General features: G+C 39.3%; 29 protein-coding genes and 1 pseudogene. 22 read left to right on the top strand and 8 right to left on the bottom strand.

The window, feature by feature from the left end:
• The 3 genes from I6N95_RS08700 to I6N95_RS08690 all read left to right on the top strand — a co-directional run bounded on the left by I6N95_RS08700 (position 1) and on the right by I6N95_RS08690 (position 2,576).
• Positions 1-1,107: an ABC transporter ATP-binding protein gene (locus I6N95_RS08700; RefSeq protein ID WP_209526724.1), complete on the top strand. Its 1,107-nt coding sequence runs from the start codon at positions 1-3 to the stop codon at positions 1,105-1,107.
• Positions 1,104-1,904: a sugar phosphate isomerase/epimerase family protein gene (locus I6N95_RS08695; protein WP_209526723.1), complete on the top strand. Its 801-nt coding sequence runs from the start codon at positions 1,104-1,106 to the stop codon at positions 1,902-1,904. Before I6N95_RS08700 ends, I6N95_RS08695 begins: the two co-directional genes overlap by 4 nt.
• 228 nt (positions 1,905-2,132) lie before the next feature.
• Positions 2,133-2,576 carry a LysM peptidoglycan-binding domain-containing protein gene (locus tag I6N95_RS08690; protein WP_209526722.1) on the top strand — a complete coding sequence of 148 codons (444 nt, stop codon included), beginning with the start codon at positions 2,133-2,135 and terminating at the stop codon, positions 2,574-2,576.
• A gap of 376 nt (positions 2,577-2,952) precedes the next feature.
• On the opposite strand, the gene I6N95_RS08685 is transcribed toward I6N95_RS08690, so the two are convergent.
• Both I6N95_RS08685 and I6N95_RS08680 read right to left on the bottom strand, forming a co-directional pair.
• The gene (locus I6N95_RS08685; RefSeq protein WP_209526721.1) at positions 2,953-3,318 is read right to left on the bottom strand and encodes a TnpV protein; all 366 of its coding nucleotides are present in this window, start codon (positions 3,316-3,318) and stop codon (positions 2,953-2,955) included.
• A 258-nt stretch (positions 3,319-3,576) separates the two neighbouring features.
• A complete protein-coding gene (locus I6N95_RS08680) occupies positions 3,577-4,368 on the bottom strand; it encodes a YusW family protein (RefSeq protein ID WP_209526720.1) in 792 nt (263 codons plus the stop codon).
• 307 nt (positions 4,369-4,675) lie between these two features.
• Between I6N95_RS08680 and I6N95_RS08675 the strand changes: the two genes are divergently transcribed.
• From I6N95_RS08675 to I6N95_RS08665, 3 genes are all read left to right on the top strand, one after another.
• Positions 4,676-5,206: an HdeD family acid-resistance protein gene (locus tag I6N95_RS08675; protein WP_209526719.1), complete on the top strand. Its 531-nt coding sequence runs from the start codon at positions 4,676-4,678 to the stop codon at positions 5,204-5,206.
• A gap of 96 nt (positions 5,207-5,302) precedes the next feature.
• Complete coding sequence (locus I6N95_RS08670) at positions 5,303-5,590, top strand: hypothetical protein (RefSeq protein ID WP_209526718.1); 288 nt, start codon at positions 5,303-5,305, stop codon at positions 5,588-5,590.
• 198 nt (positions 5,591-5,788) lie between these two features.
• The gene (locus I6N95_RS08665; protein WP_209526717.1) at positions 5,789-6,808 is read left to right on the top strand and encodes a YeiH family protein; all 1,020 of its coding nucleotides are present in this window, start codon (positions 5,789-5,791) and stop codon (positions 6,806-6,808) included.
• Between the two features lie 159 nt (positions 6,809-6,967).
• Here the strand turns inward: I6N95_RS08665 and I6N95_RS08660 are convergent, their stop codons facing one another.
• Positions 6,968-7,702: a histidine phosphatase family protein gene (locus I6N95_RS08660; protein ID WP_209526716.1), complete on the bottom strand. Its 735-nt coding sequence runs from the start codon at positions 7,700-7,702 to the stop codon at positions 6,968-6,970.
• Between the two features lie 172 nt (positions 7,703-7,874).
• Between I6N95_RS08660 and I6N95_RS08655 the strand changes: the two genes are divergently transcribed.
• A complete protein-coding gene (locus I6N95_RS08655; RefSeq protein ID WP_209526715.1) occupies positions 7,875-8,453 on the top strand; it encodes a TetR/AcrR family transcriptional regulator in 579 nt (192 codons plus the stop codon).
• 446 nt (positions 8,454-8,899) lie between these two features.
• On the opposite strand, the gene I6N95_RS08650 is transcribed toward I6N95_RS08655, so the two are convergent.
• Both I6N95_RS08650 and I6N95_RS08645 read right to left on the bottom strand, forming a co-directional pair.
• Positions 8,900-9,313, bottom strand: a complete 414-nt coding sequence (locus tag I6N95_RS08650; RefSeq protein WP_209526714.1) for a hypothetical protein — start codon at positions 9,311-9,313, stop codon at positions 8,900-8,902.
• Between the two features lie 6 nt (positions 9,314-9,319).
• On the bottom strand, positions 9,320-9,838 hold the full coding sequence (locus I6N95_RS08645; protein WP_209526713.1) for a LytTR family DNA-binding domain-containing protein: 519 nt from the start codon (positions 9,836-9,838) through the stop codon (positions 9,320-9,322).
• A 157-nt stretch (positions 9,839-9,995) separates the two neighbouring features.
• Between I6N95_RS08645 and I6N95_RS08640 the strand changes: the two genes are divergently transcribed.
• The 5 genes from I6N95_RS08640 (at position 9,996) to I6N95_RS08620 (ending at position 14,735) form a co-directional block, all read left to right on the top strand.
• Positions 9,996-10,145, top strand: coding sequence for a hypothetical protein (locus I6N95_RS08640; protein ID WP_209526712.1), 150 nt, complete (start codon positions 9,996-9,998; stop codon positions 10,143-10,145).
• Between the two features lie 22 nt (positions 10,146-10,167).
• Positions 10,168-10,338 carry a hypothetical protein gene (locus tag I6N95_RS08635; RefSeq protein WP_209526711.1) on the top strand — a complete coding sequence of 57 codons (171 nt, stop codon included), beginning with the start codon at positions 10,168-10,170 and terminating at the stop codon, positions 10,336-10,338.
• 1,312 nt (positions 10,339-11,650) lie between these two features.
• On the top strand, positions 11,651-12,838 hold the full coding sequence (locus I6N95_RS08630) for an MFS transporter (protein WP_209526710.1): 1,188 nt from the start codon (positions 11,651-11,653) through the stop codon (positions 12,836-12,838).
• A 15-nt stretch (positions 12,839-12,853) separates the two neighbouring features.
• Positions 12,854-14,059 carry a MalY/PatB family protein gene (locus I6N95_RS08625; RefSeq protein ID WP_209526709.1) on the top strand — a complete coding sequence of 402 codons (1,206 nt, stop codon included), beginning with the start codon at positions 12,854-12,856 and terminating at the stop codon, positions 14,057-14,059.
• A gap of 400 nt (positions 14,060-14,459) precedes the next feature.
• Complete coding sequence (locus tag I6N95_RS08620; protein ID WP_209526708.1) at positions 14,460-14,735, top strand: hypothetical protein; 276 nt, start codon at positions 14,460-14,462, stop codon at positions 14,733-14,735.
• A 327-nt stretch (positions 14,736-15,062) separates the two neighbouring features.
• Here I6N95_RS08620 and I6N95_RS08615 read toward each other — a convergent pair whose 3' ends face one another.
• Positions 15,063-15,167 carry a putative holin-like toxin gene (locus I6N95_RS08615; protein ID WP_430727530.1) on the bottom strand — a complete coding sequence of 35 codons (105 nt, stop codon included), beginning with the start codon at positions 15,165-15,167 and terminating at the stop codon, positions 15,063-15,065.
• Positions 15,168-15,815: 648 nt separating this feature from the next.
• Between I6N95_RS08615 and relB the strand changes: the two genes are divergently transcribed.
• Entirely contained in the window at positions 15,816-16,046 is a 231-nt protein-coding gene (gene relB / locus I6N95_RS08610; protein ID WP_209526706.1) for a type II toxin-antitoxin system RelB family antitoxin, read from the top strand.
• Positions 16,047-16,089: 43 nt separating this feature from the next.
• Here relB and I6N95_RS08605 read toward each other — a convergent pair whose 3' ends face one another.
• Positions 16,090-17,052: a 1-phosphofructokinase family hexose kinase gene (locus tag I6N95_RS08605; protein ID WP_209526705.1), complete on the bottom strand. Its 963-nt coding sequence runs from the start codon at positions 17,050-17,052 to the stop codon at positions 16,090-16,092.
• Between the two features lie 166 nt (positions 17,053-17,218).
• On the opposite strand from I6N95_RS08605, the gene I6N95_RS08600 reads away from it, so the two are divergent.
• From I6N95_RS08600 to lacD, 6 genes are read left to right on the top strand one after another with little or no spacing between them, the layout of a single operon-like run.
• On the top strand, positions 17,219-17,995 hold the full coding sequence (locus tag I6N95_RS08600) for a DeoR/GlpR family DNA-binding transcription regulator (protein ID WP_245249321.1): 777 nt from the start codon (positions 17,219-17,221) through the stop codon (positions 17,993-17,995).
• Positions 17,988-18,431 carry a PTS sugar transporter subunit IIA gene (locus I6N95_RS08595; protein ID WP_209526704.1) on the top strand — a complete coding sequence of 148 codons (444 nt, stop codon included), beginning with the start codon at positions 17,988-17,990 and terminating at the stop codon, positions 18,429-18,431. The genes I6N95_RS08600 and I6N95_RS08595 overlap by 8 nt, the downstream gene beginning before the upstream one ends.
• A 15-nt stretch (positions 18,432-18,446) precedes the next feature.
• Positions 18,447-18,725, top strand: coding sequence for a PTS galactitol transporter subunit IIB (gene gatB / locus I6N95_RS08590; protein ID WP_209526703.1), 279 nt, complete (start codon positions 18,447-18,449; stop codon positions 18,723-18,725).
• A gap of 15 nt (positions 18,726-18,740) precedes the next feature.
• Complete coding sequence (locus I6N95_RS08585; protein WP_209526702.1) at positions 18,741-20,081, top strand: PTS galactitol transporter subunit IIC; 1,341 nt, start codon at positions 18,741-18,743, stop codon at positions 20,079-20,081.
• A gap of 21 nt (positions 20,082-20,102) precedes the next feature.
• Positions 20,103-21,143: a galactitol-1-phosphate 5-dehydrogenase gene (locus I6N95_RS08580; protein ID WP_209526701.1), complete on the top strand. Its 1,041-nt coding sequence runs from the start codon at positions 20,103-20,105 to the stop codon at positions 21,141-21,143.
• Complete coding sequence (gene lacD / locus I6N95_RS08575) at positions 21,143-22,117, top strand: tagatose-bisphosphate aldolase (RefSeq protein ID WP_209526700.1); 975 nt, start codon at positions 21,143-21,145, stop codon at positions 22,115-22,117. The genes I6N95_RS08580 and lacD overlap by 1 nt, the downstream gene beginning before the upstream one ends.
• Before the next feature lie 65 nt (positions 22,118-22,182).
• Here the strand turns inward: lacD and I6N95_RS08570 are convergent, their stop codons facing one another.
• Positions 22,183-23,166, bottom strand: a complete 984-nt coding sequence (locus I6N95_RS08570; protein ID WP_209526699.1) for a serine hydrolase domain-containing protein — start codon at positions 23,164-23,166, stop codon at positions 22,183-22,185.
• A gap of 398 nt (positions 23,167-23,564) precedes the next feature.
• Between I6N95_RS08570 and I6N95_RS08565 the strand changes: the two genes are divergently transcribed.
• The 3 genes and pseudogenes from I6N95_RS08565 to I6N95_RS27820 form a co-directional block, all read left to right on the top strand.
• Positions 23,565-24,191 carry an Rpn family recombination-promoting nuclease/putative transposase gene (locus I6N95_RS08565; RefSeq protein WP_209526698.1) on the top strand — a complete coding sequence of 209 codons (627 nt, stop codon included), beginning with the start codon at positions 23,565-23,567 and terminating at the stop codon, positions 24,189-24,191.
• A gap of 151 nt (positions 24,192-24,342) precedes the next feature.
• A pseudogene (gene tnpA, locus I6N95_RS08560) lies at positions 24,343-24,745 on the top strand (IS200/IS605 family transposase).
• A gap of 19 nt (positions 24,746-24,764) precedes the next feature.
• Positions 24,765-24,840 (top strand): helix-turn-helix domain-containing protein (locus I6N95_RS27820; RefSeq protein ID WP_209527216.1); only part of this gene is annotated, 76 nt, incomplete at its 3' end.

Genomic DNA, 24,840 nt, shown 5'->3' with positions numbered 1-24,840 from the left:
ATGAACAGTATTGAATTTGTTGGGGTTACCAAAAGTTTTGGGGAAACGGTGATCATCAATGAGTTGGATCTTGCCATAAAAAAAGGGGAGCGCTTGATTTTACTAGGACCTTCCGGTTGCGGCAAGTCAACAGTTTTACGCATGATCAGCGGCTTGGAGTCCGTAAGCAGTGGCAGTTTATATCTAAACGGTGAATTAGCCAATCAGGTGGATAGTGGCGATCGTAGCATTGCCATGGTCTTTCAAAATTACGCCTTATTTCCTCATATGACTGTAGCAGAAAATGTGGGGTATGGCTTGCGAGTGAATAAAGTGCCAAAAGCTCAAACTTATCAACGAGTAGGCGAAGCCATTGCTACTCTTGGGTTGGAAGGACTGGAAGACCGCTTGCCTAAGGATTTATCTGGAGGACAACGCCAACGGGTCGCTTTAGCTCGCGGAGTTGTCAAACGAGCCGATTTTTTCCTGTTGGATGAACCTCTATCCAATTTGGATGCTCAACTTCGTGGCCAGGCTCGAAAAGAACTGGTCAAAATTCATGAGTTGTACGGGCAAACCTTTGTTTATGTCACCCACGATCAAATTGAAGCCATGACCATTGGCCAGCGGATCGCCTTGTTAAATGACGGCGTTTTGCAGATGTTGGATACTCCTTACAACGTCTATCACCGACCGGCAAATATTTTTACGGCCACCTTTATTGGCTCTCCTTCCATGAATATTATGGAGACTCAGATTACCGCTTCTTATTTGGAGCTAGCAGGGGAGAAGATTAAGTTGCCAGGGCCATGGCTGGAGCAGTTAAAAAACTATGGGCAAGTGCCGATTAAACTAGGGGTTCGGCCAGAAGACATTCGCTTAACCAAAAAAGCAAGTGGTCTCTCGGTGCCGATTACCATTAAATATGTGGAAGATTACGGCAATCGGGTTGGTTATTATTTTGATGTCAACGGCCAAGAAATCATCGGGATAATCCCTGAACATCGCTATGAAAAAGGGGCACACATTCACTGGCGGTTAAATTCTCGGAAGTGGCACTTTTTTGACGACACAACCGAACGATCTTTAGGATACCCCCAATGGCCAGAAGAGGAGGGCAAAGAATGATTCTAATCAGTACACTCATAGGTGAGATGACTCAGCTGGCGGAAATTGCCAATTGGATTGATCAGCAGCAAAACCAACATCTGGGCGTAGAGCTCATCGCTTTTACTCATGACGAGGACTATTGGCAAACACTGAACCAACTCTTGCCAACTCTGTCCTGTGGCTGTAGCTTTCACGGCCCTTATATTGACGTCGAGGGGACAGCCTTACCAGGGGATGCTGCTCAAACTCAGCTTTTTGACAGCTATGAACGAGTGCTCAGTTTGGCTGCTCGTTATGAGTGTCGTCACGTTGTCTATCATTATACTCAGAAGGGCTTTAGACCAGCGGACCGAGGGTATTTTCAAGCCGTTAGTCAGGCAAATCTCAGTTACTTGTTAAGACGGGCTGACTATTACGGCGTTGACCTACTAGTAGAGAACTTGGCTCTGCCAGCTCAAGGAGAGCCACTATACACTGTCGAAGACTTTGAGACCTTATTGAGCCAGTTTCCCAGCTTGAATGTCCTAATCGATGTGGCCCACGGGTTTATCACAGGGCTGGATTTAGAAGTTTTTTTAAGTAAACATGGCCACCGCGTAAAAGCCTTCCATCTGAATAATAATGATGGTAAGACGGACCAACATCGCCAGCTATTTGACGGGAAAATTGATTATCAAGCTTTTGCTAAACTTTATCAACGTTATACTCCAGGTCGCGATATCGTCTTGGAATATGAACCCCATGTTAGGCTAAGCAAAGCAGAATTATTGGAACAAGTTGACTGGCTAGCTAATACTATTAGTCAGATTAAGTAAATGTTAAACTCCCCACTTATCGGATTTTATTATAAGGGGGGGTTATTTTATAGTAAGCTTCAGCGTTGCAGTTATTCATAGAGAAAGCTGTGATTCTGACGCTCGACTTTTAGCTTTTAACGTTATATAATAGGTTAGTTAAATGTGAAACAAGTTGATAAAGCAACTGTTATTAGAGTTTATTATCAACTTCGTTAATATAAAAAACGATCGTAAAAGAGGTGTTTTATGGAGTCATCAAGAAGACGTCAACGAGGTCAATCAACAGCCAATAACTCCCATTGGGGTGTTTCGTTCATTGCTCTGTTATTAGTATTGATATCTGGGCTTATGTGTTTTTTAATCCTTACGACAGTCAAACAAAGCGTTAAATTATCAAGTATCCATTCCCAATTAATAAAAATGGAGCAATTGCAACCATCAAGCGGGGAACAAGCCGCCACACAATCAACGACGCCCATTCAAAGTACTGGTAGTTCTACAATGCCTGAGGCTAATCAGGAGCAAGGGGAAGGAACACCATCACCAGAAGCTAGCGGAGTTTATGTTGTCAAAGCAGGCGATAGTTTATCAAGTATTGCCGAGCAACTAGGTACGTCCGTTGAAAGATTAATGAGTGACAATGGTTTATCCTCAAGTATTATCCAAATCGGTCAGGAACTCACTCATTGAGTTGTGATGACTCTGATAGCAAAGCTCAACACTGAAGCACTGTCTGACTGGTAGATTACCAGTTAGACAGTGCTTCAGTGTTATGCGGTATCAAGTGTTTCCGGCATTGCCTTAGGGCGGGCTTTGATTAGCAAAGTCGATATCATATCGACATTCATCATATTATTTCATCACAATGATAAAGAAGAGTGTTTATTTTGGTTACTTTATTATAAGGAAGAGTGGAGTTTGCTCTGTTGTTATGGTCAGTTTGTTTTTTTTAAAACTGAGGCTAATAGATGGATGTAGCAACTGTCTAATAGAAATGTGTTAGGCAGTAAAAAGCAAGAACCAAAAAAGCCTTAACCATTTAGGAGGTCAAGGTCTACTGTCATTTCTAAGGACTGACAAAAGAGGTGGTCTGTATCTTGTTGATTAATTCCATGGTAATGGTTTCTTCCAAACTAGCAGAAATCTTTATATGATGGTCAGCAATTTCTTTAATAGAAGCTTCCTTGGGAAGAGGGGCAGCATCTAAGGCCTTGTTTAATAAGCGCAAGCGATGAGCCGTTAGCCATTCATTGGTTTCGTGAACCCAAGGCGTGAGTTTATTAGTCATGACAAGCTTGACATAAACGTCAGGTGCCTGTTCTTTAAGGCAACTAAGGGCTAAACGACCGTATTTCCCCCAATAGATCGTGGCTTCCTCAGATGAGCTGATTTGATTAAAGGTTTCATAAACAGATAGTTGAGAGTGTTCCATAATACGCATGTCTCCAATCGAATAGTGTGGTTCATTTTTAAGTCTTAGGGGATTACCAACAGACCAGTTAAATAGAACGTTAATAATAGTGTACAATAAACGATTGTGAAAAGGTAATAATAAACATGAAATAGTTCATTTGATATACAAAAAGAATGTTTATTGAAAAAGGGAGGCCATCTCGAACAGCGTCTCCCTTTTTATGTTGGTTTTAATTGTATGATCGTTAGGAATGTTTGTTATTGATGGGGTGATTACTTATTTTAGTTTAAATTTGACTTTGGTATTATCAGTAAATTGACCTTGGAATTGAAATTGTTTGTAATCTGACCCTAGGTTCAATTTAGTTAAGATGTGTGCCACGATATCTGATTGACTCGCTGTTTTAAAATCAATACCAGCTAGCACCTCATTTAATTTAGCTTCTGCTTGGGCACCTTGTAATTGTACTCGGTCTAGTTTATTTTGGTATTGAGCTTTAACCGTACCGTTTGAATTAACTTGATATTGCAATTCAACGTCACCTTGCTTATAATCTAATTCGATTTCTAGCTGTTTAATACCAGTTGTTTCAGCAGGTAATTCGGTACCAGGTGTTTCTTCACCAGGTTCAGAGGTTCCAGGTAATTCCGTACCAGGAATTTCTGAACCAGCATTGCCATAAGACTCCAAACCAAATTCCGCTTTGACATACCCTGTTTTCAGTAAAATTACTTTAAAGTGTAGGTCTTCATTGTTCATCATTTTTGTTAATAAAGCCTCTACTTTATAAGTTTGGTTAGCAAAATCAGCTGCGATCACTTTAGCTTCCGCTGCTTTATAACCTGCCGCTTTCCATGAAGCAGGGGTGGCTAATTTAGTCATTAGTCCCTTGATGTTCTTCTTACCTGTGTACCCCTTTAAGTCGTTCAAACTGTGAGAAATAACTGACTTATAGTTATTCTCAAATTCAACCGTTGCTGCGTGGGCAGAGATAACTGGGACTGCTAAATTAGCCATCCCCAAACTTACTATTAAACTGGCTGTTATTAATCCTTTTGTTACTTTCATCCTGATAACCTCCAAAATATATTCAACTATTATCAATAGAATAATAGTTGTTGAAGCTAGTATAGCTTGAATGATTTTTTTAATCAAATATTATGAGATAGTTCTAATAGTTTGAATTATCACATGTTAGTGAACGATTTATGCTTAATGAGTTTGGAGATATTTGCAAAATAAGACACAATGATCAGTCTGTCCATATTTAAACGCGCCCTTTTTTCTGTGCCTTTAAGCGCCCTTGAAAGAAGCGTATAGTAAAGGTAGTGAAAGAGTTGTAATTGTTAAAAAAACTAAGAAAGAAGGAATTATCATGTTAGCATCAGAAAACAGAAAATTTGGTTGGGGAAACTTTTTATTGGGCCTCTTATTTATTATGACAGCTTTAGTCGCTTTTAGAGATCCAGCAGGTAGCCTTGTCAGTGTGACGGTCTTTATCGGGTTGATGGCAATAGCCAAAGGCTGTTTTGATATTTTCCTCCGCAATAAAGTCAAAGCTTTGACTGGAGCAAAAGCAACGGTTTTAATTCTCGTTGGCGTTTTGGACATTATCCTAGGGCTTATCTTGTTGTTCAACATTAAAATCGGTTTACTTGCGTTACCCTATATTTTTGCTATTTGGTTTATTGCGGATTCAATTAGCGGCTTATTCTCATTGGATTTGGCTAAGGTTGTCAGTCCAGCTTACTATTGGTTTAGTTTTATCCTTAACATTATCGGTATTCTTATCGGCTTTTCTTTGTTATTTAATCCCGTTACCTCAGCGTTGACTCTCAGCTTCCTAGTCGGCTTTTACTTATTGATGTTTGGCATCATGAACATCGTCGAAGCATTCTCGAAGTAAGTCTGTTGACAGCTAGTTTCCTAAGCAAAATAGGTGACAAGACACCTGTAACTGGTTAAAATAAAGCCATCAAATAAATTGAATGGAGGAGTTGTTATGCTAGGTCTTTTTTCGATGACGTTGGTTGCTTGGGTGTGTCATATTAGTTATGCTAAATATGGTGGGCGAATTAAACAGTTTCACGAGTGGTGCATTAAAATTGTATTAGTTCTTTTAGTTGCCATGTTAGGGTTCATTTATCTCTACGTTCTAACTGATCAACAGATCGCCTGGTTTCTCGTTTGGACGAATTTGGTCACCTTAGGTGGTATCTTAGGTTTTATTGGCAGTATTATCATCAGGAAGGGAATTGTTAGTCAAGAGTATGAGTCTAAAGAAAAATAGCATCAGCCAGAAATTAGGAGCCTCAGTTTGATAAGTATTTTGCTTAATCATCAAACGAAGGCTCCTTTTTGTGTGGTAAATTTTGTGATATCAACTATAAGTTTAAATTATATATCAATTATTTATTATAATTTTATTTTATGACAAGACGGTGCTAAACTAAAAGAAAAGAGAAATAAAATAACAGGAGCGTGATTTATGAGTACTGTCATAAGAAAATTAAAGGGGATTGGATTAGGCTTTATGGCCTGTTTAGCAATCGGCATTGTATCACAAGTGATTGGCAATTTTTTACCGAAAGTGGGTGCCTCATTATTTGCCATACTCTTAGGGATTGTTTTGGGAAATACGGTGTTAAATAAGGAGAATTTGGCTTTAGGTGTTAAATTTTCAGAAAGCCGTTTGCTTGAGTATTCCATCGCGTTAACGGGCTTAACCCTAAATTTAACAGATGTGGCCAGTGTCGGAATGAACGGCGTGTTGTTTATTGTCTGTCAAATGCTCTTCACCATTGTTTTGGCGTATCAGTTTGGCAAATGGTTTGGCTTTAACCGCCGTTTTTCCTTATTGATGAGTGCTGGAAATGCTGTCTGTGGTTCATCGGCGATTGGAACAGTTAGCCCGATTATTGATGCCGATGAGAAAGACAAAGGAATCTCGATTACCATCGTCAATTTGACAGGAACTATTTTAATGGTAGCACTGCCCTTCTTAACGAATATTCTTTATCACCATGAAGTCATGCCGACCAGTGCAATGATTGGTGGGACACTGCAATCAGTCGGGCAAGTGATCGCTTCAGGCAAAATGGTAGGAGAAGAAGTTACCCAGTATGGGACTATTTTCAAAATTATTCGGATTATCTTGATCGTGGTAGTGGCTATTTCCTTTTCACGCCTTAATTCTTCTGATCAAGGGTCACTCTTTCAAACCTCAGGGGCTAAAAAGCAATCAAAAATCAGCATCCCGTGGTTTATCACCGCCTTCTTTGGCTTATGTCTCGTCGTCACCTTTGTCAATTTACCTACAGTTATCTCTACGACAGCGAAAACGGTTAGTGGTCAATTTGAAATCATCGCCTTAGCAGGAATTGGCATGCGTGTGAAATTCGCCGATTTAATTAAAGAAGGGCCAAAAGCCATGGCCTTAGGCGGGGTGATTGGCCTTTCACAATTAATCGTGGCGGTTGTCTTGATTGCTTTATTGATTAATCGTTAAAGGGGATGCGAGTAGCAAGTCGTGTCGCTTGAATCGTAGGAAACACCGATTCGTCTGAACATGTCTGTTTGAGCTAGCGAGAATAAACATAGAATCCTCAAAAAGAGAAAAAAACTGAAACATGGCTGTTTAGTAACTGTAGGTTTCAGTTTTTAACGTTTAGGACATTGCTTTTTGAGAAGTTTCAGGATTGTGTATGCCCTCGAAATGAAATTCCTTTTGTATCACGTTATAAGTTAAAGACAAATCCCCACAGTTATCTAATTTTTTCCCAGAATTGAGCCATTGTGCCAGTTCCGTTGGGAATAACAATCCCATCAAAGTGGCAATCGTATGTCCATGGCTAACAAGAAGAATCAAGCTATTGTCTTGTTTTATCGAGTCTGCAATTATCGTCATTAACCCACGTTTTACTCTTGAAAGATAGTCTTCAGTCGTTTCGGAGTACCAGGTGTTGGGCGTTGGTTTCTGGTCTTTATCTAGTTGATTGAGAACATCAAAGATGACAGTAGGGTCCTTTTTCATGGCACGTGCTTTAAACCCATCGTTATTTTTTTCGAATATTTCCGCTTTAATGGCTGTCTCCATCGCCATGTTCGTTTGCCCTTCAAAAATCCCGTAGTTGTATTCTCGTAAGTCTGGCTCAAGAATGATATTTGAGGAGGGAACTTTCAGAATACTGCTAATAATCCGTGAGGTTTCCAACGTTCGGCCACTATCGCTGCTATAAATAGCATCAAAGTACAGTCCTTTAACTAAAAAATCTATGGCTTTTCCTTTGACTCCTAATCTCCCGTTTGGCGTCAAAAATGAGTCACTCCATCCTTGTACCTTTTGTTCACTGTTGAATAAGGTTTCGCCATGTCTAAGTAACACGATGTTAATATCGATCATTTATTTTACCACCTTTATCATCATTTTAACTGAATATAAATTCAGTGAATTTTAATTCAGATTATCATGTATTTGTTGAACTGTCAATCTTTTATCGAGGTAATTGACTTTTAAGGAGTAAAAATCTTATACTGTAAGCAATTGATTGGATGAAATCATAAAGGAGGTTTCCATGACATCACGTGAAGAACAAAAAGTACAGAGCATGTATTTAATTGGTGAAGTAGCGTTAGATTTGTTTTACGACCGCGGTTTTAATAACACAAAAATCAGTGATATTGCAGCGAAAGCAGGCGTGAGTGTTGGCTTGATCTCTTATTATTTTGGCTCAAAAGAAAAATTATTCGAATCAATCATCAACATGAGTCAAAATACACTTCAAACGGTTAATGATCTTTTGGTGCAAACAGGTGACCCATTGGAAGTAATTAAACAGGGATGTGAAGCCCTGTTTAAGAGGATTGGGGAGGATAAACGAGCAGCGAAAATCTTTTTATTAATCTATGATGTTAACTCAAATCCGCAAGCGGATAGACAGATACGTCAATTGATTCCAAGGATTGATTTTTTTGAAAGAACGGCTGAACTAATTCAGGAGGGACAAAAAGTTGGGGATATTAGGGAAGGTAATCCTAAATTCTTAGCTAAATTATTTTGGACGTCTATTTTTTTAGTGATCGGTGGTGTGGTGACAGGAGAGTCAGATGACATCCCACCAATTAGTTGGTTTATCCATATTCTTTCGGTATGACGACGAACAATAATTAGTAAATATTATCATGGTATATGGATAACGAATAAGCAAGTCATCAATTATTTTATAGAGACGGTTCTCTTGGCTGACTTGCTAAGTCATCAGTCCAAATAAGCCACTCATTTTGTGAGGGCTTATTTGGGTTAAGACTCCTAAATTGTTGTCATTTTAATAAATCAATCAATTTCATAATTTCTAACCCTTAGGTTTTTTAAATTAAAAATGCAATAATAAATGACACTAAAAAATAAGGCGTCATAAAAAAACTCCACTCATGTTAATTTATGTGGTAGACAATTAATAGACTATCAAAACTTAGCAAATATAAATGATCTGATAACTCTCATACTAAGGCAGAATCTTAATGTCGGGGAATGTTTTAAACGTAAAAAATGCTACAATTGCTTGTCGGTTTCGGAGTGCTCACTTGGTCATCTTGTCTATTAATGTTCGCCTGTATCTGATAGCTTTTTTTGAAAACGATTTAAATTCTTATTCAATGACCTCGCTTCTTGATGCCAGTAAATAACAACGCCTAAAAATAGAGGGAAGGCAGCTACATTTATCTTTAGTGCAATTAGAAATGACGTGATCGAGACTCCTTTACTAATAAAGGTCATCATTATTCCTATTATGACACCTCCCAAATAAAGTAGCAATAACTGTAACATCGGTCGTTTCTGTAAAAATGAAACGCGTTGTTGAATAATTCTACTTAGGTAGTAAATTAGTACTCCGATCAAATAAAGCACGGCAAACATCCATAGTGATTCATTGTTTTCGATAAGTGAGAAATAGGTATGAAATAGGCTTAATAAGATTATCACTGTTAGGCTGATTTTTAAAAAACGAGTCATCGTTATCTATCCTTTCGTTATCATATTCTTAAATTCTTTCACATAGCTACGGCTAACTTCAATTTCTTGCTGATCTTTCAATGTTAGTAGAAGCTTTCCGCTTATATATGGAATAATTGAATCAACTAGTCTTATATTAACGATGGTAGATTTATTGACTCGACAATATCCTGGAAATGGCTCAAACTCATAAAGTCGTTGTTTAAGTTGGAACCCGTCGTTTTCTGTATAGGCATGAACATCGCGCCCAATTGCCTCAATATAATAAATGGAGGTGAAATCCAACAAGGTTGTTCTACCGTTGTTTTTAAATGCAACTATCATCTTCTTGTTATGGGGAATACGAATACTTTCGTGAAAAAATTGACTAAGCTCTTCAATATTATCCAGTGATACATATATAGCAGTGGCGCTTGATAGCGTGTCCATTCCGTATTCAATGATGTCAATAGGAAGTTCTTTCCACATCACCAGGTGTTCAGAAACCAAAGCTTCAAATTTACGACAGTTACTAATAATTTTCATCTTTTCCCTCCTTCATTTACAAGTATACATGATTCCATTCTGATGGAAAGGTATCTTATGACAGATATTTTACATCTTGTGACCAAAGAGAAGCGTTATTGAAATCTATAGTCTATGATGAAGTCATCAAGTAAATAATCAAAGGAGAGAGAATAACATGGCAAAAAACGAAAGACTAGTTAAAGATAAGGATTCATTAAACGTTTCAGAGAGTCATGCTACAGATAGATGTGAGTTTAAAAAAATTGGCTTATTGGTCCCTTTTATAGGGATTATATGTGGGATTTTAGTTCAATTTTTTTACTAATCGAATCGAGGAGGAAAAGTATATGATGGAAGAAAATATTTATACTAAAATAGAAAAATTAGAAGCGGAGAATGACAAATTGCGATTAAAGAGAGAACAAAGAAGCGTTTGGACGCACTGGTCTTGGTTATGTTATCCAGCTATGTGGGTAGTATATGGGCTTATTCATCAACTATTGTTACTTCTAAAATAATTCTCGTGCTTACTAAGCGCTAATATATTAATTTTGACCTATTAAGAATCAAGGGAATTTAAGAAGAAAGAAATTCAAAAAGGGAATCTATTGAAACCAAAATAAATACATGTTGTAACAATTAAGTTAATCGGTGCAAACTATTGCTACGGGTTGGCTTTTTTAAGGTTGGATTTCAATTCCAGAAGTATTGAAAATTGTTGAAGAAATAGACATTATAAGCAACGTTAAAATATTGCGTAGATGGATACACCAAAATAAATTAGAGACTGTATTCCCTTGAAAATAAGATGAATATCAAATAGAGGTTTTCTCAACGAGTTTATTAACTCAAAACCAGCTGATCAAATTCCAATATCTCAAGTTGTTGTGATAAATAGGTCTGTTGAAATTGCGTGTTTGGGTTTCTTTTGCTAGTTTCAACAGAGCCGTAGGGCAAAGAGACAAGCGTTGAGCTAGCTATCAAGCTAATTGTGGATGTTATGTTTTGAATCTTAAAATTGATGAAATGGAAAAAGAGGAGGTTTCGAAAAAGTTTATTGGAAATAGAATGATCATAGAGTGGCTGCGATAAGAAACAGTCTTGGTAAATGAGGAATCTCAATCTAGTGCTAATCAGTAAGAGGAGAGTGAAGGCACGTTTGATTTTATAAGAGTAGCGCCACCCAAGTGCTCCGTGATATTTTGGAGGTGCTCATATTTTCATGTTATTTTAGAAAAAACTATTGACACCGCTTACCAATCCCTATACAATGGCGGTGAAGTCACAACAACGACAATTAACTAAACTTTATGGCACTCCGCCTTGCGACGGGAATCACAAAACGGAGCCTCGATGAAACAGCTATCACTGTAAAATCAAGTTGGCCAATAGCTAGCAGTAAATCACTAGCTTTGTTTATTGTACCTAATTTAAGCGCTTTTTTCTAGAGCTTTTTCGGATTTTTTAGAAGTAGCTACGGCTTATTTGCGTATCAATAAAAGAAGTGAGTCTGCTAGAGAGTTTTTACTCTAACAACTATTGTAAAACGGTATTGGACAGTGAGTCTGATGCCGTTTTTTGATTTGCCAATGGTTAGTTAGAGAGTCGTAGGAGGACTTCCTGATAGGGGGACTGATAGGTAATAGCGGCATTAGCTACTTTTCGCGAAAGTAAGCAATGACCTTTCAATTCCCCACTATCTGATGGATAAGGCCTTTTCCTTGTTGATGATGTCGGTAAGTAATTTAGCTTTAAATTCGCTAGCAACTAGTTGAACACAGGAGAAATTCTAGACTTGTTTGAATCATTTTTAGAAGAGGAGTGCATCTTGTGGAAAAAAAGAAGTTACAACTGGGCTTAATCATCTTGATCTTTGTGGCAAATATCGCTACTGGAATTACGCCAGCATTGGCTAAAATCGGCAATGCCTTCCCAGAAGTCGGCCGATCTCAGCTACAATTGATTATTTCGATTGCGGCCTTATTGAGTTTTTTAGCCTCACTTGCGGCAGGGAAACTACAATCGCTAGTCAGCCAAAAGACCGTCGTCTTAACCGGGGCTGCCTTTCTGGGGTTAGGCTGTTTGCCGTTAATTGTTCAGTCAAATTTTACCTTTTTGTTAATAGTTTCCGTCTTTCTTGGCGGTGGCAGTGGTTTGATGACCGCCAAGATTCCCGCCTTAATTGCCCGCTATTTTGAGGGAGAAGCTCGGACCTCCATGTTAGGGAAGAAGACCGGCTATCAAGGGTTGGGTACGATGTTAATGACCTTTATCGGCGGTGTTTTAGCTGTTTATGGCTGGCAATACAACTACGCGATTTTTGTGATAGCGATTATTGCGTTTGTCTTAGGGTTGTTTTTACTGCCTAATGACCCCGTGTTAAAAAAAGCCAAAGAAGGAGAACGAACGGCCTTAGAATCTGATGACCAAAAATTTGCCGTGGGAAGTCTGACCGTGATCTTATTATTGACCTTAGCTGTCACCTTAACCATGTTGACGTCTGTCTTGTCCAATAATATGGCCTTACATGCCGATATTAATGGCATTGGCGATTCCTCTGTCTCTGGTTTGGCTTTATCGGTCAATAGTTTGGGCACTATCTTGGCTGGGTTTGTGGCAAGCCAAGTAGTCAAAGTCTTAAAATCGAATACTCTTTGGATTAGTTACCTTTTGATGGCGGGGGGCTTGTTGATCATCGGCGTCCTTCATGCAAAAGTCGGCTTAGTCGGAGGCTCTTTCATTTTTGGCTTGGGCTATGGCACGGTCATGACCCGCTTGTTGTATTTGATTACTTCCTTGCTGAAATCCACCTCAGTCCCGATGGGCATGAGTTTGTTTTCCGCCTTGACCAGTCTCGGTTTTGCTTTCGCTCCGATGTTGATGAATGGGATAGCAGGCCTGCTTTCAGATAATCTGGCAACAGCCTCCTTTATGGTGGCATTAGGTTTTGCTTTAGGAATTGCGGCGTTAATTTTAGTGACCAATGGTGAGAAAAAATTAGTCGAGAAGATTGTTTAGAAAGGAGCAAAAAAAATGACGTATAATTTTGAGTATTTTGATCAAGTAATTGATCGCAGAGGGACGATTGCTGGTAAATGGGATGGCTTGGAGTTTTTATATGGTAACAGTGATTTAATTCCGATGTGGGTGGCCGACACGGATTTTAGACCGCCAAGAGAAGTAGTAGACGCAGTGATTGAGCGGGCTAAGCATGGTATTTTTGGCTACGGGTTTTATGGTTTTCCCTATAAAGAAGCGGTCATTGACTGGCATCAGCGGCGTAATCAGATCACGTATCAGAAGGACAGCGTCTTTTTCACCCCAAATGTTCTGGTCTCGTTAAACAATGTGGTGCGAGCCTTAACAGAGGAAGGGGATCAGGTCTTGTTGTTTAACCCGACCTATGGCCCTTTAGAAAAGGAACCCCTCTTTGCGAAGAGAGAAATTGTTCGAGCCAAGCTGTTGAAAGAAGCGGGCTACTATGAGATTGACTTTAACGCCTTGACACAACTGATTGAAGACCATCAAATCAAGCTCTTTATTCTCTGTAACCCACACAACCCAACTGGGCGAGTTTGGGCCGAAGAAGAGCTGATTCAACTGGTGACCCTCTGTCAAGCCAACAACATTCCGATCGTGTCGGATGAAATTCATTCTGATTTGATCATGCCTGAGCAACACTTTACCCCGTTGATGAAGGTGGCGCGAGCCTTGAACTATGATCAAGTGGTGATGTTAAGTGCGCCGACTAAAACCTTTAATCTAGCGGGCTTGCAAGCATCTTACTATATCACGGACAATCAAGACTTCATCAAGAAAATTGACCAAGTCAAAGCCTACAGTCACACCGGTGATTTGTTAAACAGTTTTGCTTATCTGGCCTTAACCAAAGCTTATGAACATGGGGCCGATTATGTGGATAGCTTAACTGAGTATCTCTTTAGTAATTATGAGTATTTGGTGGAAGAACTGAAGCCTTTTAGCTTTGTGGAAGTGACGAAGCTAGAAGCGACCTACCTTGCGTGGATCGAGCTGTCATCGGTAAACTTGACCGGAAAAGAACTGCGAGCCAAGATGGTGGAAAGTGGCGTGGCCATTCAGTCAGGTGATGACTTTTTCGAGGAAGACGGGTTATTCTTTAGAGTCAATATCGGTTGCCCTCGGGAGACCTTAAAAGCAGGGGTGAAGGCCATTGTCGCTTGTTTGAGTGAGCTGGCAAAGGCTGAAGGCATTGAGTAAGGTTTAAGTGGAAGCAACTGGATAGTGTCTAGCAAAGGAGGGCTTGGTCCTTTTAAGAGGGGTGCCAGAAAAAGGCCAACTCTTAAACTGCTCCTAAGCTAGTTCTATATCGAACCAGCTCTTGTTTTGTGAAGAGTTGGTTTGTTTGTGTTGGGTCGAAAGAGGGGGCTGTAGTGAAATAGTTATTCATAAGTATTTTTTAAAGAAACACTAGTGTTGCGTAGATAATCTCAGAATATTCTGATTTATTAACTTTCAAAATTCAGGTCATGTGCGCTTTTTTTGTTGTTATCACAACAGCTCAAAATGAGCGTTACTCTTTTTGTTTTTAAGTGTTTTACTTTGATTTAATTATATAATGAGCGTATTATAAAAGTGTGAATCTGAAAGGGTGGTAAAAATGAAAGCAGCCTATTTTGTTACTGGCATTGATCGATTTGATACATCAGCTAGTGCGCTAGTCAGTGCTCACTACAATGATAAATATCTAGCTGAGAAAGAAGAGAAAATGAAAAAAGAATTCCCTGAAGTTGACTGGAATATTGTAAAGCTGGGGCAGCTTTATGAAATGGTTCATACAGAGAATCCGCTCATTGCTTTAACTCGAAATGCGAAGCCCTATGAAAAAGCGATAAAAGAAAAGTATCCCACCGCTACGGTGATATCTGTGGATTAAGTTGAGCATTCTTGCCTATCTATAGGTCTAATAGTAGCTCTTGTATGAATGACTCAAAGCGGAGGGGAATGAGAGATTTTTAAAAGGTAAAAGTCATCCGTTAAATTAGTTAACGAAACAAGAAGTAAAGCCATCAAAGAAACGATGGCACTAAAAGTGAAGCAACCTAAATGACGGAAGTAACATTGTAAAAAAGATGGTATCTATGATATACTTAAGTCAACAAAAGAAGGCATGCGTCAACATGCCCTCAATGTAGAGCCGTATTAGACGGTAGCATATTTTATTTCATACTAACCGCTAAACTGGTCAAAGTTTATGAAGCGGTTAGTTTTTTTTGTCGCTATTTAGTATTTTGACAATCAAGGTGACTAAGGCAATGATAAACATACCACCACTTAATACCACTTGAATTGTCTCATATACGGACAAAATGGGCGCTCCTTTCCTAGATTTAGTGCTTATTCTCATAAGCTACCACCTCCATTCAAAGATTGCCACCGCCTGTTAACTTTTCTACTCATTTATCATATCATTGAATAATGGTAAAACCTAGTTAAATAAAGAGGAATTTAACTAGGTTTTGCGTTTTCTTTTAAAATATTGATTAAGTTTTATTTGACAGCAAAAAATCAGTAACATAGCAAAAAGGTGGTATTTATGATATACTCAGTTCAACAAAAGAGGACATGCGTCAACATGCCCTCAATGTAGAGCCATTTTAGGCAGTAGCATCTTTATTTCATACTAACCGCTAAACTTGGGCAAAGTTTACGAAGCGGTTAGTTTTTTTCATTAAATTGTTCCGATCTTTACCGTGTCACAGACGTCACTAGAATGTTTTGATTTTGATGACTTTTAGCCAATTAACCAACAGTCAGTGCTAGCGTAAAGGATGATTGTTTCTGGAAAATTTTCAGAGAGTTAGTTAAAAAAAATAAAAAGGCCTCGACAGTAACGATGCCAGAATGAAATGACCGGCTCTTTGTGCACTTAGTTGTTGCAAATTATTATAAAACGATGTTATAGTGAACTTGTCGATGCTGAGAAAATGGAACAAGAAAAAAAGGGGAATATGACATGCCAACAATTCATGTTGACGTATCTGAAGAAGAACACGAATTTCTGACGGCCATGGCAAAATTAGAAGATAAAGATGTAGCAGAATTATTAAAGACGGCGACATTTGAGCACTTAGAAGATTATTATGACGCGCAGCTTGGCGACAAGCCTTATGAAGATTTTTTACAACACACTAAAATTCGTCCAATCTCAGAACTGCTGAGAGACTGGGTGGCAGAAGAAGACTAAGAAGCACCAATCAAAACAGACACGTTTTGATTGGTGCTTTTTTTTAGTGATTTCCGTTTAATGTGACTTGTTGACAAGTAATAGTTGGCAATAGCTCACTCATTTGCTGGTCGCTGACTTCTGGATACCAGGTCATTGCGTTACAAGTTGAAAATAATAACGCGCTTCGCAACATTTCCTCAGCTGTCTGTTGTGCCACAATTCCCTTTAGTAAACGCCCTAAGAAAAAATCGCCACAAGCGACCGGATTTTTGGCTTCGATGGGGTCAGCAGCCCCAACGTACAACTCGCCTTCTATCCGACCAACAATCCCCATTTTTCCTAAGGTGATAATGAAATTGGGTATTTCCTTCTTAATATCTTCAGCTAATAGTTTTAAGTAATCATCAACGGTGCTTAACTGTTTATCAGGAAATAGCGCCTTTATTTCTTCGTCGTTAATTTTTATTAGGTAAGGGGTTAGCTGTTCGTAAGTTTGGACTAAAGCCTCGCCACTGGTATCCACACATAGTTTTGCTGAAATCTGCTTAGCAACCAATGATTTTTCCAATTGAACAATGTAGTCGTCAGGCATATTTTTCATAAGTGAACCAGAGAAGACAATAATATCGCCGTTTTGAATGGACCTAATCAAAGCGTCTGTGAACTGCTTCAAGGTGTCGCTATCTAAGGAAAAGCCATTTTCATAGACGGGAATAATTGTTTTTTTTGACATGTCAACTAGGATATTACACATTCTAGTCTCCTTGTGAACGGCTGTTGCTTGCACTTGATAACCGCGCTCTTTTGCTAAATTGGCAAGGTGTGTGCCATACAAACCTCCAAGCATGGTATGGATCACAATTTCTTCTTCTAGGTCATCGTAAGACAAGGCATAGGCCACATTAAAACTTTTTCCGCCTGGAAATTCTCTGGTTTCGATCGGCCGATTTGGCACATTAAAGTCAATGGTTTCTAATAAGATGGTTCTATCAATTGCAGGGTTGGGACAAATTAAATGAATCATATTCAACACTCCTAGTTTTTGATAGGTTCATTATACATTAACTTGCTCTGTTTTTGGCAATAACTTTGCAGAAAACAGATATATTTGCAAAGTGCAAATTAAAGTGTTGCAATTCGCCAAAAATATGCTAATATAATGTTAACGATTACAAAGGATGGTGTCAATTATGGCAGACAATCGCCAGGAACAAATTTTAACTATTTTGAAAGAGAAAAAATCTGTGCGGATTTTGGATTTGAGTAAACAACTACGAGTCTCTAGGGAAACCGTTCGTAAAGACATTGTCGAGATGGAAGAACAAGGATTATTGAAAAAAACTTATGGAGGCGCTGTGTTAGACGAAGCCAATATCGAAACGGACTATGAACGGCGACGGGCTGAAAACGAAAGAGAGAAGAGCAAGATTGCTGAGCGAGCTTATCAATTTATTGAGCCAGGAGATACCATTTACCTGGATTACGGGACAAGTTCCTATGCTTTAGCCAAAAAGCTAAAAAACTTTGAGAATTTGACGGTGGTCACTAATAGTATTCCGATCGTCAATGTTTTGATTCATTCTTCTGGGATCAACTTGATTATTTTAGGTGGAAATGTCCGTAAAAATGAAGATTCACTATTTGGAACATTCGGATTGACTAACGCCAAAGAAATTTTTGTTGATTTAGGCTTTTTTGGCTGTGCGGGGGTCGACGTTAATTCGGGCGTCACCAACTATCATATGGGTGAAATTGAAATTTCCAAAGTGATGCTTCACCATAGTAAAACAGTGATTTTGCTTGCAGACGAAACCAAATTGGGCAAGTCAGCGTTGTATAAAACCTCTAATCTGGACGATCTTGATATTATCATTACGACGGATATTAAGGAGCCGGAAATGGAAGAAACATTTATCGCACATAATATTGAATGCATCAAAACGGAAGGGACCCAAACCGATGATTAAAAAAGAATGTTTATTTGACACCTCGTTTACGACAAAAGAGGAATTATTTAAAGGGGCGACAGAATTTCTAATTCATAATGGCAATGTGTCCAATGAATTTGAAAAGGCGCTCAATATTAGAGAGAAACAATTCCCAACGGGCTTACCTACTGTACCATCTGTGGCAATCCCCCATACAGATGGCACATTTGTAATAAATGATACGATCCTATGTATTGTTAATAAAACTGAACTCGTATTCAATGAGATGGGAGGTGACGAGGAGGATACGGTGTTCCCAAGAGTAATTTTTATGTTGGCACTTAGTGAGGGGGAGGTTCATCTAGATCAACTACAAAATCTGGTGACCAAAATTCAAGAGGGGGTCTTAATTGAGAAAGTGTTAAAAGCGAAAAATAGCGCAGAATTTGAAAGTGTTGTTAACACGTATTTATAACGAGGAGGAAACACGATGAAAAAAAGAATTATTGTTGCATGTGGCGGTGCCATTGCCACATCAACCGTTGCCGCAAACGCCATTCGTGAATTGTTAAAAGCAAATGGCATCGATGGGGAAGTAAAACAAACGCGAATTACAGAATTAGAATCTGAAAAAGATGGAGCGGATTTGATTGTTACGACGGCGAAAGTAAAAAAAGAGTTTGGCGTACCCGTTGTTCATGGCGTCGCATTTATTTCCGGTATTGGGATTGAAAAAGTAGAACAGCAGATTTTAGACGCATTAACCTAATAAGGAGGGATTTAGATGGGAGTTATCAAGTATATTGTTGATTTAGGGCCAACGGTAATGTTGCCTTTAATCATCTTTATCATTGGAATTATACTCAAACAAGGAGTGGGAAAATCACTTCGTTCGGGACTGACCGTCGGCATTGGTTTTGTCGGGATCAATTTAGTCATTAGCTTAATGACTGAAAATCTCGGGGATGCTGCTAAATCGATGGCCGATAATTACAACTTAGGATTAAATGTCATTGACCTTGGGTGGCCTGGTACGGCGCCGATGGCTTGGGCATCCAATTTAGGTTTAATTGCGATTCCAATTGCCATCCTAGTTAACATTGTGATGCTAATGACAAAAATGACGAAAGTGGTAAACGTAGACGTTTGGAATATTTGGCATATTGCCTTTACTGGGGCCATCGTGCAAGTAGCGACAGGCAGTTTTATGTGGGGGATTGTTGGAATCGTCGTTCACGCAGTCATTATTTATAAGCTTGGAGACATCTTCGTACCGGTGACAGAAAATTACTTCGATTTGGAAGGCATCGCAATGCCCCATGGCACATCTGCCTATATGGGCGTCATGGCCAAACCGATTGATGATCTGATCGAACGGATTCCTGGCTTAAATAAAATTACCTTAACGCCAGAAAAAATTGAAGAACGGCTGGGCGTTTTTGGACAACCAACCATTGTTGGCGCAATTTTAGGCTTTGCAATTGGCCTGTTAGCTAAATATTCCATCGGACAAGCCGCAACTTTAGCCGTACAAATGGCAGGGGTGATGGTCTTAATGCCGATGGTAGTAAAACTAATTATGGAAGGCCTTATTCCTATTTCAGAAGCTGCTCGAAAAATGTTGGATAAACGATTTTCAGGAAGTGACTTCTATATCGGATTGGATTGTGCTTTGATGCTAGGTGATCCAGCAGTCGTGTCGGCTTCGATGTTATTCGTACCACTGACAATTCTGATTGCTGTCTTATTACCTGGAAATAATATTTTACCCTTTGGCGACTTAGCCACAATTGGCTTTTTTGTCGCCCTTGCAGTAGGTGTTCACAAAGGCAATATTTTCCGAGTGCTGTTTTCAGGAACAGCCATCATGACCATGACCCTGTGGATTGCCAATCAAATGGCCTCGCTGCAACAAGCTCTAGGTCAAGAAGTCGGCTTAACCAAAGCAGGCGAGCAAATATCTTCAATGGATCAAGCCGGTTCGCCCATTACCTATCTGCTAACAAAAGGCATCACTTTAGAAATGGGGCTGGGATTTGTTGTCATTGCGATTCTTTACGGTTTTTGTGTCTTGTACACCTATGCCAAATACAAACAAGGCAAATTATATGTGACATCAAACTAAAAACAGAAAGGTGAGTTGAGAGTGAAAGCACTGGCAGTAACGGGTATTGAAACCTTTGAATTACAAAAGATCGACAAACCGAAGCCATCTAAAAAAGAAGTCTTAATAAAAGTAGCCTATGTAGGTGTTTGTGGCTCGGATTTACCTCGCTATTTTGACGGAGGCGTCCATCAGTTTCCCCAAGTGTTAGGCCATGAATTTTCTGGCACGATTTCGGAAGTTGGTGAAGAGGTTGAATTGCCAAAAGGGGCACGAGTGGCTGTAGCACCATTGGTACCTTGTAACAAATGTGAGCAATGTTATAGTGGCAGCCCTCAATTATGTCCTAATTATAGTTTTATTGGCTCTAGGCAACAAGGGGCTATGGCGGAATATATCGTTGTACCAGAAGCTAACTGCTTAGTAGTCCCCGATGACTTAGCCTTGAAAGTCGCAGCGACCATTGAACCACTGACAGTGGCCATTCATGGAATTGAGCGTGTGCGAACAAAAGCAGGAGACAAAACACTGGTCATCGGTGCTGGCACAATTGGCTTAATGACCGTTCTGGCCTTAAGAGCTCGTGGGGTTGGAGAAATTACAGTGATTGATTTGAACGATGAAAAACTGGCTTTAGCCAAAGAGATTGGGGCAGACGTGACAGTTAACCCTTTAAACGTAGACATAGATCATCATTTTAAGGAGAACGGCTTAGCGAATTTGGTTTTTGAAACGGCGGGAACTAGTATCACTCAAGTTCAATCGATTATTTACGCCAATCGACAGGCAAAAGTTTCCTTTATTGGAACATGTACGCGCCCGATTAATTTTGAAGCAGAGGAATTTGAGTTGATTTTAAGACGTGAACTAGAATTGACTGGCTCGTGGATGTCTTATTCTGCCCCATTTCCAGGGTTCGAATGGCATTCAGCTCTACGCTATTTAGCGACAGGGGTCATCGATACCTTGCCTTTAATTACGAGCATCTATTCCTTAGAAGACCAAGCCTTGCCCTTTGAAAAAATGCGCGAAAAAGCATCGAGAGAAGTAAAAGTTTTATACGAAATTGGAGGCGAAATGTAGTGAGTGAAAGTAAGCATGACCGCTTAAAAAGAACCTTAAACAAGGATGGCATAATTGCTGCCCTAGCGATCGACCAGCGTGGTGCGATGAAAAAAATGATGGCTAAGTACAAAAAAGAAGCCACTCAGGAAGATATAATGGCCTTTAAAACTCTTGTCTCAAAAGAGTTAACACCCTATACATCTTCCATATTACTAGACCCTGAATACGGATTACCTGCGGCTAAACAGAAAGATCCAGCAAGTGGCTTATTACTAGCATACGAGAAAACGGGTTACGATGCAACTGTTCCAGGGCGATTGCCAGATATTTTAAACACTTGGTCAGTTCGCCGATTAAAGGAGGCAGGCGCCGATGCCTGCAAATTTCTACTGTACTACGATGTCGATGAATCAGAAAAAATTAATGACCAAAAACAGGCGTTCATTGAGCGGATTGCGTCAGAATGTGTAGCAGAAGACCTGCCATTTTTCTTAGAGTTACTGTCGTATGATGCCGCTGGCTTAGAACCAGAAAGCCCTGAGTATGCCAAGGTAAAACCACATAAAGTCAATAAGATGATGGCGGAGTTTTCAAAGCAGAAATATCATGTGGATGTCTTGAAAGTGGAAGTGCCTGTCAACATGGCCTTTGTAGAAGGCTACGCTGAGGGCCAAGTGGTCTACTCAAAAGACGAGGCACTCAGACATTTTCAAGAACAAACGGAGGCCACTCAGTTACCCTTTATTTTCCTAAGCGCCGGTGTTTCCGCCGCTCTCTTTCGCGAGACATTACGTTTTGCTAAAGAAGCAGGTTCAACCTTTAACGGTGTTTTATGTGGCCGCGCAACTTGGGCAGAAGGCGTTGGTATCTTCATTCAACATGGCGAAGCAGCAACGAGTGACTGGTTGAGAACATCAGGCAAACAAACGATTGATGAATTAAATGCGGTCTTAGTTGAAACGGCGACTCCTGTGCGGCTTGAGGGGCCATAAAATTAAAATAATCAAAAAAGTATCAGTGACAGTAAGCTGTCGGTGGTACTTTTTTATCTTCAAGTCTACACCTGTGTCTCAATTAATGGCATAATTGTTTGCTGAATAAAACTCAGTCGATCAGTGACATTTTCCTTAAACAACGCGGTAATAGCGATAACGACCTCTTGTTCCTGATCGATGTAAAGAACATTTCCACCGTCCCCCATTGCAGCGATGATCGGTTTCGATTTATCTATAATCCACCATAAGTAGCCATAATCCAGTTGTTCTTTTGCCCAATAACTATGGGGTTGCTGCATCTCATTGAGCCACTCTTCAGGAATAAGTGGCACCCCATGCCACTTCCCTTTATTGAGGATAAGTTGACCGATTTTTAGTAAATCGTCAGTCGCTAGTGTCAACCCCCAACCGCCAGCATTTAGCCCAGTGGCATCGACCACCCACCCACTTGTAGTAGTCGACTTATTGAAAATCACTTGTTCTTTTGCCGTTTTTAAGTAGATGGCTTTTTCCACATGAATACCTAGGGGGGCGAATAGTTTTTTTTGAGCAAATTCCAAGGGACTTTGCCCAGTTGATTGAGCTAAAATAGCCGATAAAATATCCGGCCCCACTAAGGGCGTGTAATTAAACTGGCCAATCTGTTTCCCTGCAAGTCGTTTTAACGTAAATTTCGTCCAATCATGGCTCATAAAGTATCGCAGATAAGTGAAAGGGGGGAAGCCAGATTTATAAGGGGTCGTCATCGTCAGCAGATTTTTGACAGTTATCTTTTGTAGATTTTCATTTTTTACTTGATGGTTTGGAAAATAGCTTAAGATCGAGCCTTCCAGATCCTCAAGATACCCCTCCTGTTGAGCAATCCCAAATAGTAAGGAGAGAATGCTTTTGGAAATCGAGTAGACATGGATGGTACTCCGCTGATGACAATCGTTAAAATAGTGTTCATATAAACGTTTATCCCCTTTTTGGATGATCATTCCTGTGATGTTTGTATGATTTTCTTCTATTTCTTGCTGCACTGACTCAAATAGTCGTTCATTCATTTATTTTCCTCCGCTCTTAAAACATCTTCTAATACTTAGCTTAAGGGCATTAAAAATCATAATCAAGTGTTTTATTGTTGGCTTCTTTCAATGTGGCAAGAATTTAGTGTAGCTAAACGTGATAATAGTATGTCCTTGTTTAAATTAGTTTTATGATCATCAGTCTTTGCTACTGATGAAGGCGAGTTAGACCTTTAAGCCGCTATTCTTGAAATGCTTAAATTTGCAAGGGAAAGTCAGTTTTTTTCCTTAAAATCAACTCTATTTTGTGTTAAGATAGCGGTGAAGAGGGGATGTTGCGCAGTCAATCGTAGAAGTGATCGAGCAGTTTTTTTGTCCGTCGTTGATGAATTAGTGTCAGATGATTGAGGAGCAACATTACCCAAGGAAGTGACTGAATGGTAAGAAAAAATGAGTCATTATTGACCAATGACTTAGTCTTCAAAAAGGTGTTTACGTCGAAAGAAAATCGTCATTTGCTGAAAAAATTAATCGAGACTATTTTAAACATGGAATTCGAGTCAGTTGTCCCACAAGAAACCTACCATATAGACACATATAAAATGAGCACCGAACATGAAAAATTAATGAAAACAGAAGTTGATATTTTAGCGACAACCAAAAGCGGTGAAAAAGTGACCATTGAACTTCAATTACAAAATCATCATTTTTTCGTTGAAAGAACGGTTTATTATGCGATTGAAGCCTATCGGTCGAACTATGGCAATCGAGAGATGATAGAAATGGAGTCGGATAATCTTTATTCTGCCTTAAGAAAAACATATGGCATCAACATCGTTGATTTCCATCTATTTCATCCGAACAGTCAAGCCATCCGAACATTTGAATTGAAAGACAGGCAGAACCATGAGTCCTTAGAAACCGCCTTAAACGTCAGCTTGTTTTCCGTGACCTACTTTAGTTTGAAAAACAAAAATATTGAAGTAGGAAGCGATGCCTACAATCTCCAACAACTGATTGAAACAGGGGAGGTAAATTCGCAGGCATCAGCGTTTATGCAATAGCCGAGAACACTCGCGACTTTAGTCGTGTAGATGAATCGGCTTCGGTTGTGGCATAGCTTTAGCTATGTTGAACAGCCGATATCATATATATTAAACTCTTTTTGGAATTTAACGATGACATATGTTAAACTATGTACAAAGAGGTTTTTTCATGTCAGAAGTACATCATGGTCGTGGATATGTCTATTCCATAAAGTATCATTTAGTTTGGTGTGTGACATATAGACATCATATTTTGCACGGAGACATTGATACATATGTTAAAAAATTATTAAACCAGATTGCATTAGATAATGATAGTCAAATCATGGAAATGGAGTCAGATAAAGACTATATTCACTTACTTATTGAATGAAAACCTCAACATTATATTCCTAATATAATGAAAGCATTTAAAGGCGTGTCTGCACGGTTCCTGTTGAAAGCGCATCCCGAACTTAAAAAGCGTCTGTGGGGGTGGTCATCTTTGGAATCCTAGCTACTTTGTCGCAACAGTTAGTGAAAATACAGACGAGCAAATTAGACGCTACATACAACATCAAAAAAAGAAATAACTAGTAGCAAACGAGGTGAATGGTAATGTTACGACATAAAGCGTATAAATTTAGATTGTACCCGAACGTCGAGCAGGAAATCTTAATCAATAAAA

This window comes from Vagococcus allomyrinae, from assembly GCF_017829975.1.
Lineage (GTDB): Bacteria > Bacillota > Bacilli > Lactobacillales > Vagococcaceae > Vagococcus_D > Vagococcus_D allomyrinae.
Note: the sequence above shows the minus strand (reverse complement) of the source record. Positions and strands in the feature narration are given on the sequence as shown.

Coding starts and splice junctions, on each gene's coding strand:
- gatB (WP_209526703.1), top strand. CDS start 18,447: ATGAAAAAAAGAATTATTGTTGCATGTGGCGGTGCCATTGCCACATCA.
- I6N95_RS08650 (WP_209526714.1), bottom strand. CDS start 9,313: ATGACTCGTTTTTTAAAAATCAGCCTAACAGTGATAATCTTATTAAGC.
- I6N95_RS08570 (WP_209526699.1), bottom strand. CDS start 23,166: ATGAATGAACGACTATTTGAGTCAGTGCAGCAAGAAATAGAAGAAAAT.
- I6N95_RS08655 (WP_209526715.1), top strand. CDS start 7,875: ATGACATCACGTGAAGAACAAAAAGTACAGAGCATGTATTTAATTGGT.
- I6N95_RS08625 (WP_209526709.1), top strand. CDS start 12,854: ATGACGTATAATTTTGAGTATTTTGATCAAGTAATTGATCGCAGAGGG.
- I6N95_RS08675 (WP_209526719.1), top strand. CDS start 4,676: ATGTTAGCATCAGAAAACAGAAAATTTGGTTGGGGAAACTTTTTATTG.
- I6N95_RS08640 (WP_209526712.1), top strand. CDS start 9,996: ATGGCAAAAAACGAAAGACTAGTTAAAGATAAGGATTCATTAAACGTT.
- I6N95_RS08660 (WP_209526716.1), bottom strand. CDS start 7,702: ATGATCGATATTAACATCGTGTTACTTAGACATGGCGAAACCTTATTC.
- I6N95_RS08595 (WP_209526704.1), top strand. CDS start 17,988: ATGATTAAAAAAGAATGTTTATTTGACACCTCGTTTACGACAAAAGAG.
- relB (WP_209526706.1), top strand. CDS start 15,816: ATGCCAACAATTCATGTTGACGTATCTGAAGAAGAACACGAATTTCTG.
- I6N95_RS08700 (WP_209526724.1), top strand. CDS start 1: ATGAACAGTATTGAATTTGTTGGGGTTACCAAAAGTTTTGGGGAAACG.
- I6N95_RS08585 (WP_209526702.1), top strand. CDS start 18,741: ATGGGAGTTATCAAGTATATTGTTGATTTAGGGCCAACGGTAATGTTG.
- I6N95_RS08680 (WP_209526720.1), bottom strand. CDS start 4,368: ATGAAAGTAACAAAAGGATTAATAACAGCCAGTTTAATAGTAAGTTTG.
- I6N95_RS08605 (WP_209526705.1), bottom strand. CDS start 17,052: ATGATTCATTTAATTTGTCCCAACCCTGCAATTGATAGAACCATCTTA.
- I6N95_RS08665 (WP_209526717.1), top strand. CDS start 5,789: ATGAGTACTGTCATAAGAAAATTAAAGGGGATTGGATTAGGCTTTATG.
- I6N95_RS08670 (WP_209526718.1), top strand. CDS start 5,303: ATGCTAGGTCTTTTTTCGATGACGTTGGTTGCTTGGGTGTGTCATATT.
- I6N95_RS08695 (WP_209526723.1), top strand. CDS start 1,104: ATGATTCTAATCAGTACACTCATAGGTGAGATGACTCAGCTGGCGGAA.
- I6N95_RS08620 (WP_209526708.1), top strand. CDS start 14,460: ATGAAAGCAGCCTATTTTGTTACTGGCATTGATCGATTTGATACATCA.
- I6N95_RS08690 (WP_209526722.1), top strand. CDS start 2,133: ATGGAGTCATCAAGAAGACGTCAACGAGGTCAATCAACAGCCAATAAC.
- I6N95_RS08635 (WP_209526711.1), top strand. CDS start 10,168: ATGATGGAAGAAAATATTTATACTAAAATAGAAAAATTAGAAGCGGAG.
- I6N95_RS08685 (WP_209526721.1), bottom strand. CDS start 3,318: ATGGAACACTCTCAACTATCTGTTTATGAAACCTTTAATCAAATCAGC.
- I6N95_RS08645 (WP_209526713.1), bottom strand. CDS start 9,838: ATGAAAATTATTAGTAACTGTCGTAAATTTGAAGCTTTGGTTTCTGAA.
- I6N95_RS08600 (WP_245249321.1), top strand. CDS start 17,219: ATGGCAGACAATCGCCAGGAACAAATTTTAACTATTTTGAAAGAGAAA.
- I6N95_RS08565 (WP_209526698.1), top strand. CDS start 23,565: ATGGTAAGAAAAAATGAGTCATTATTGACCAATGACTTAGTCTTCAAA.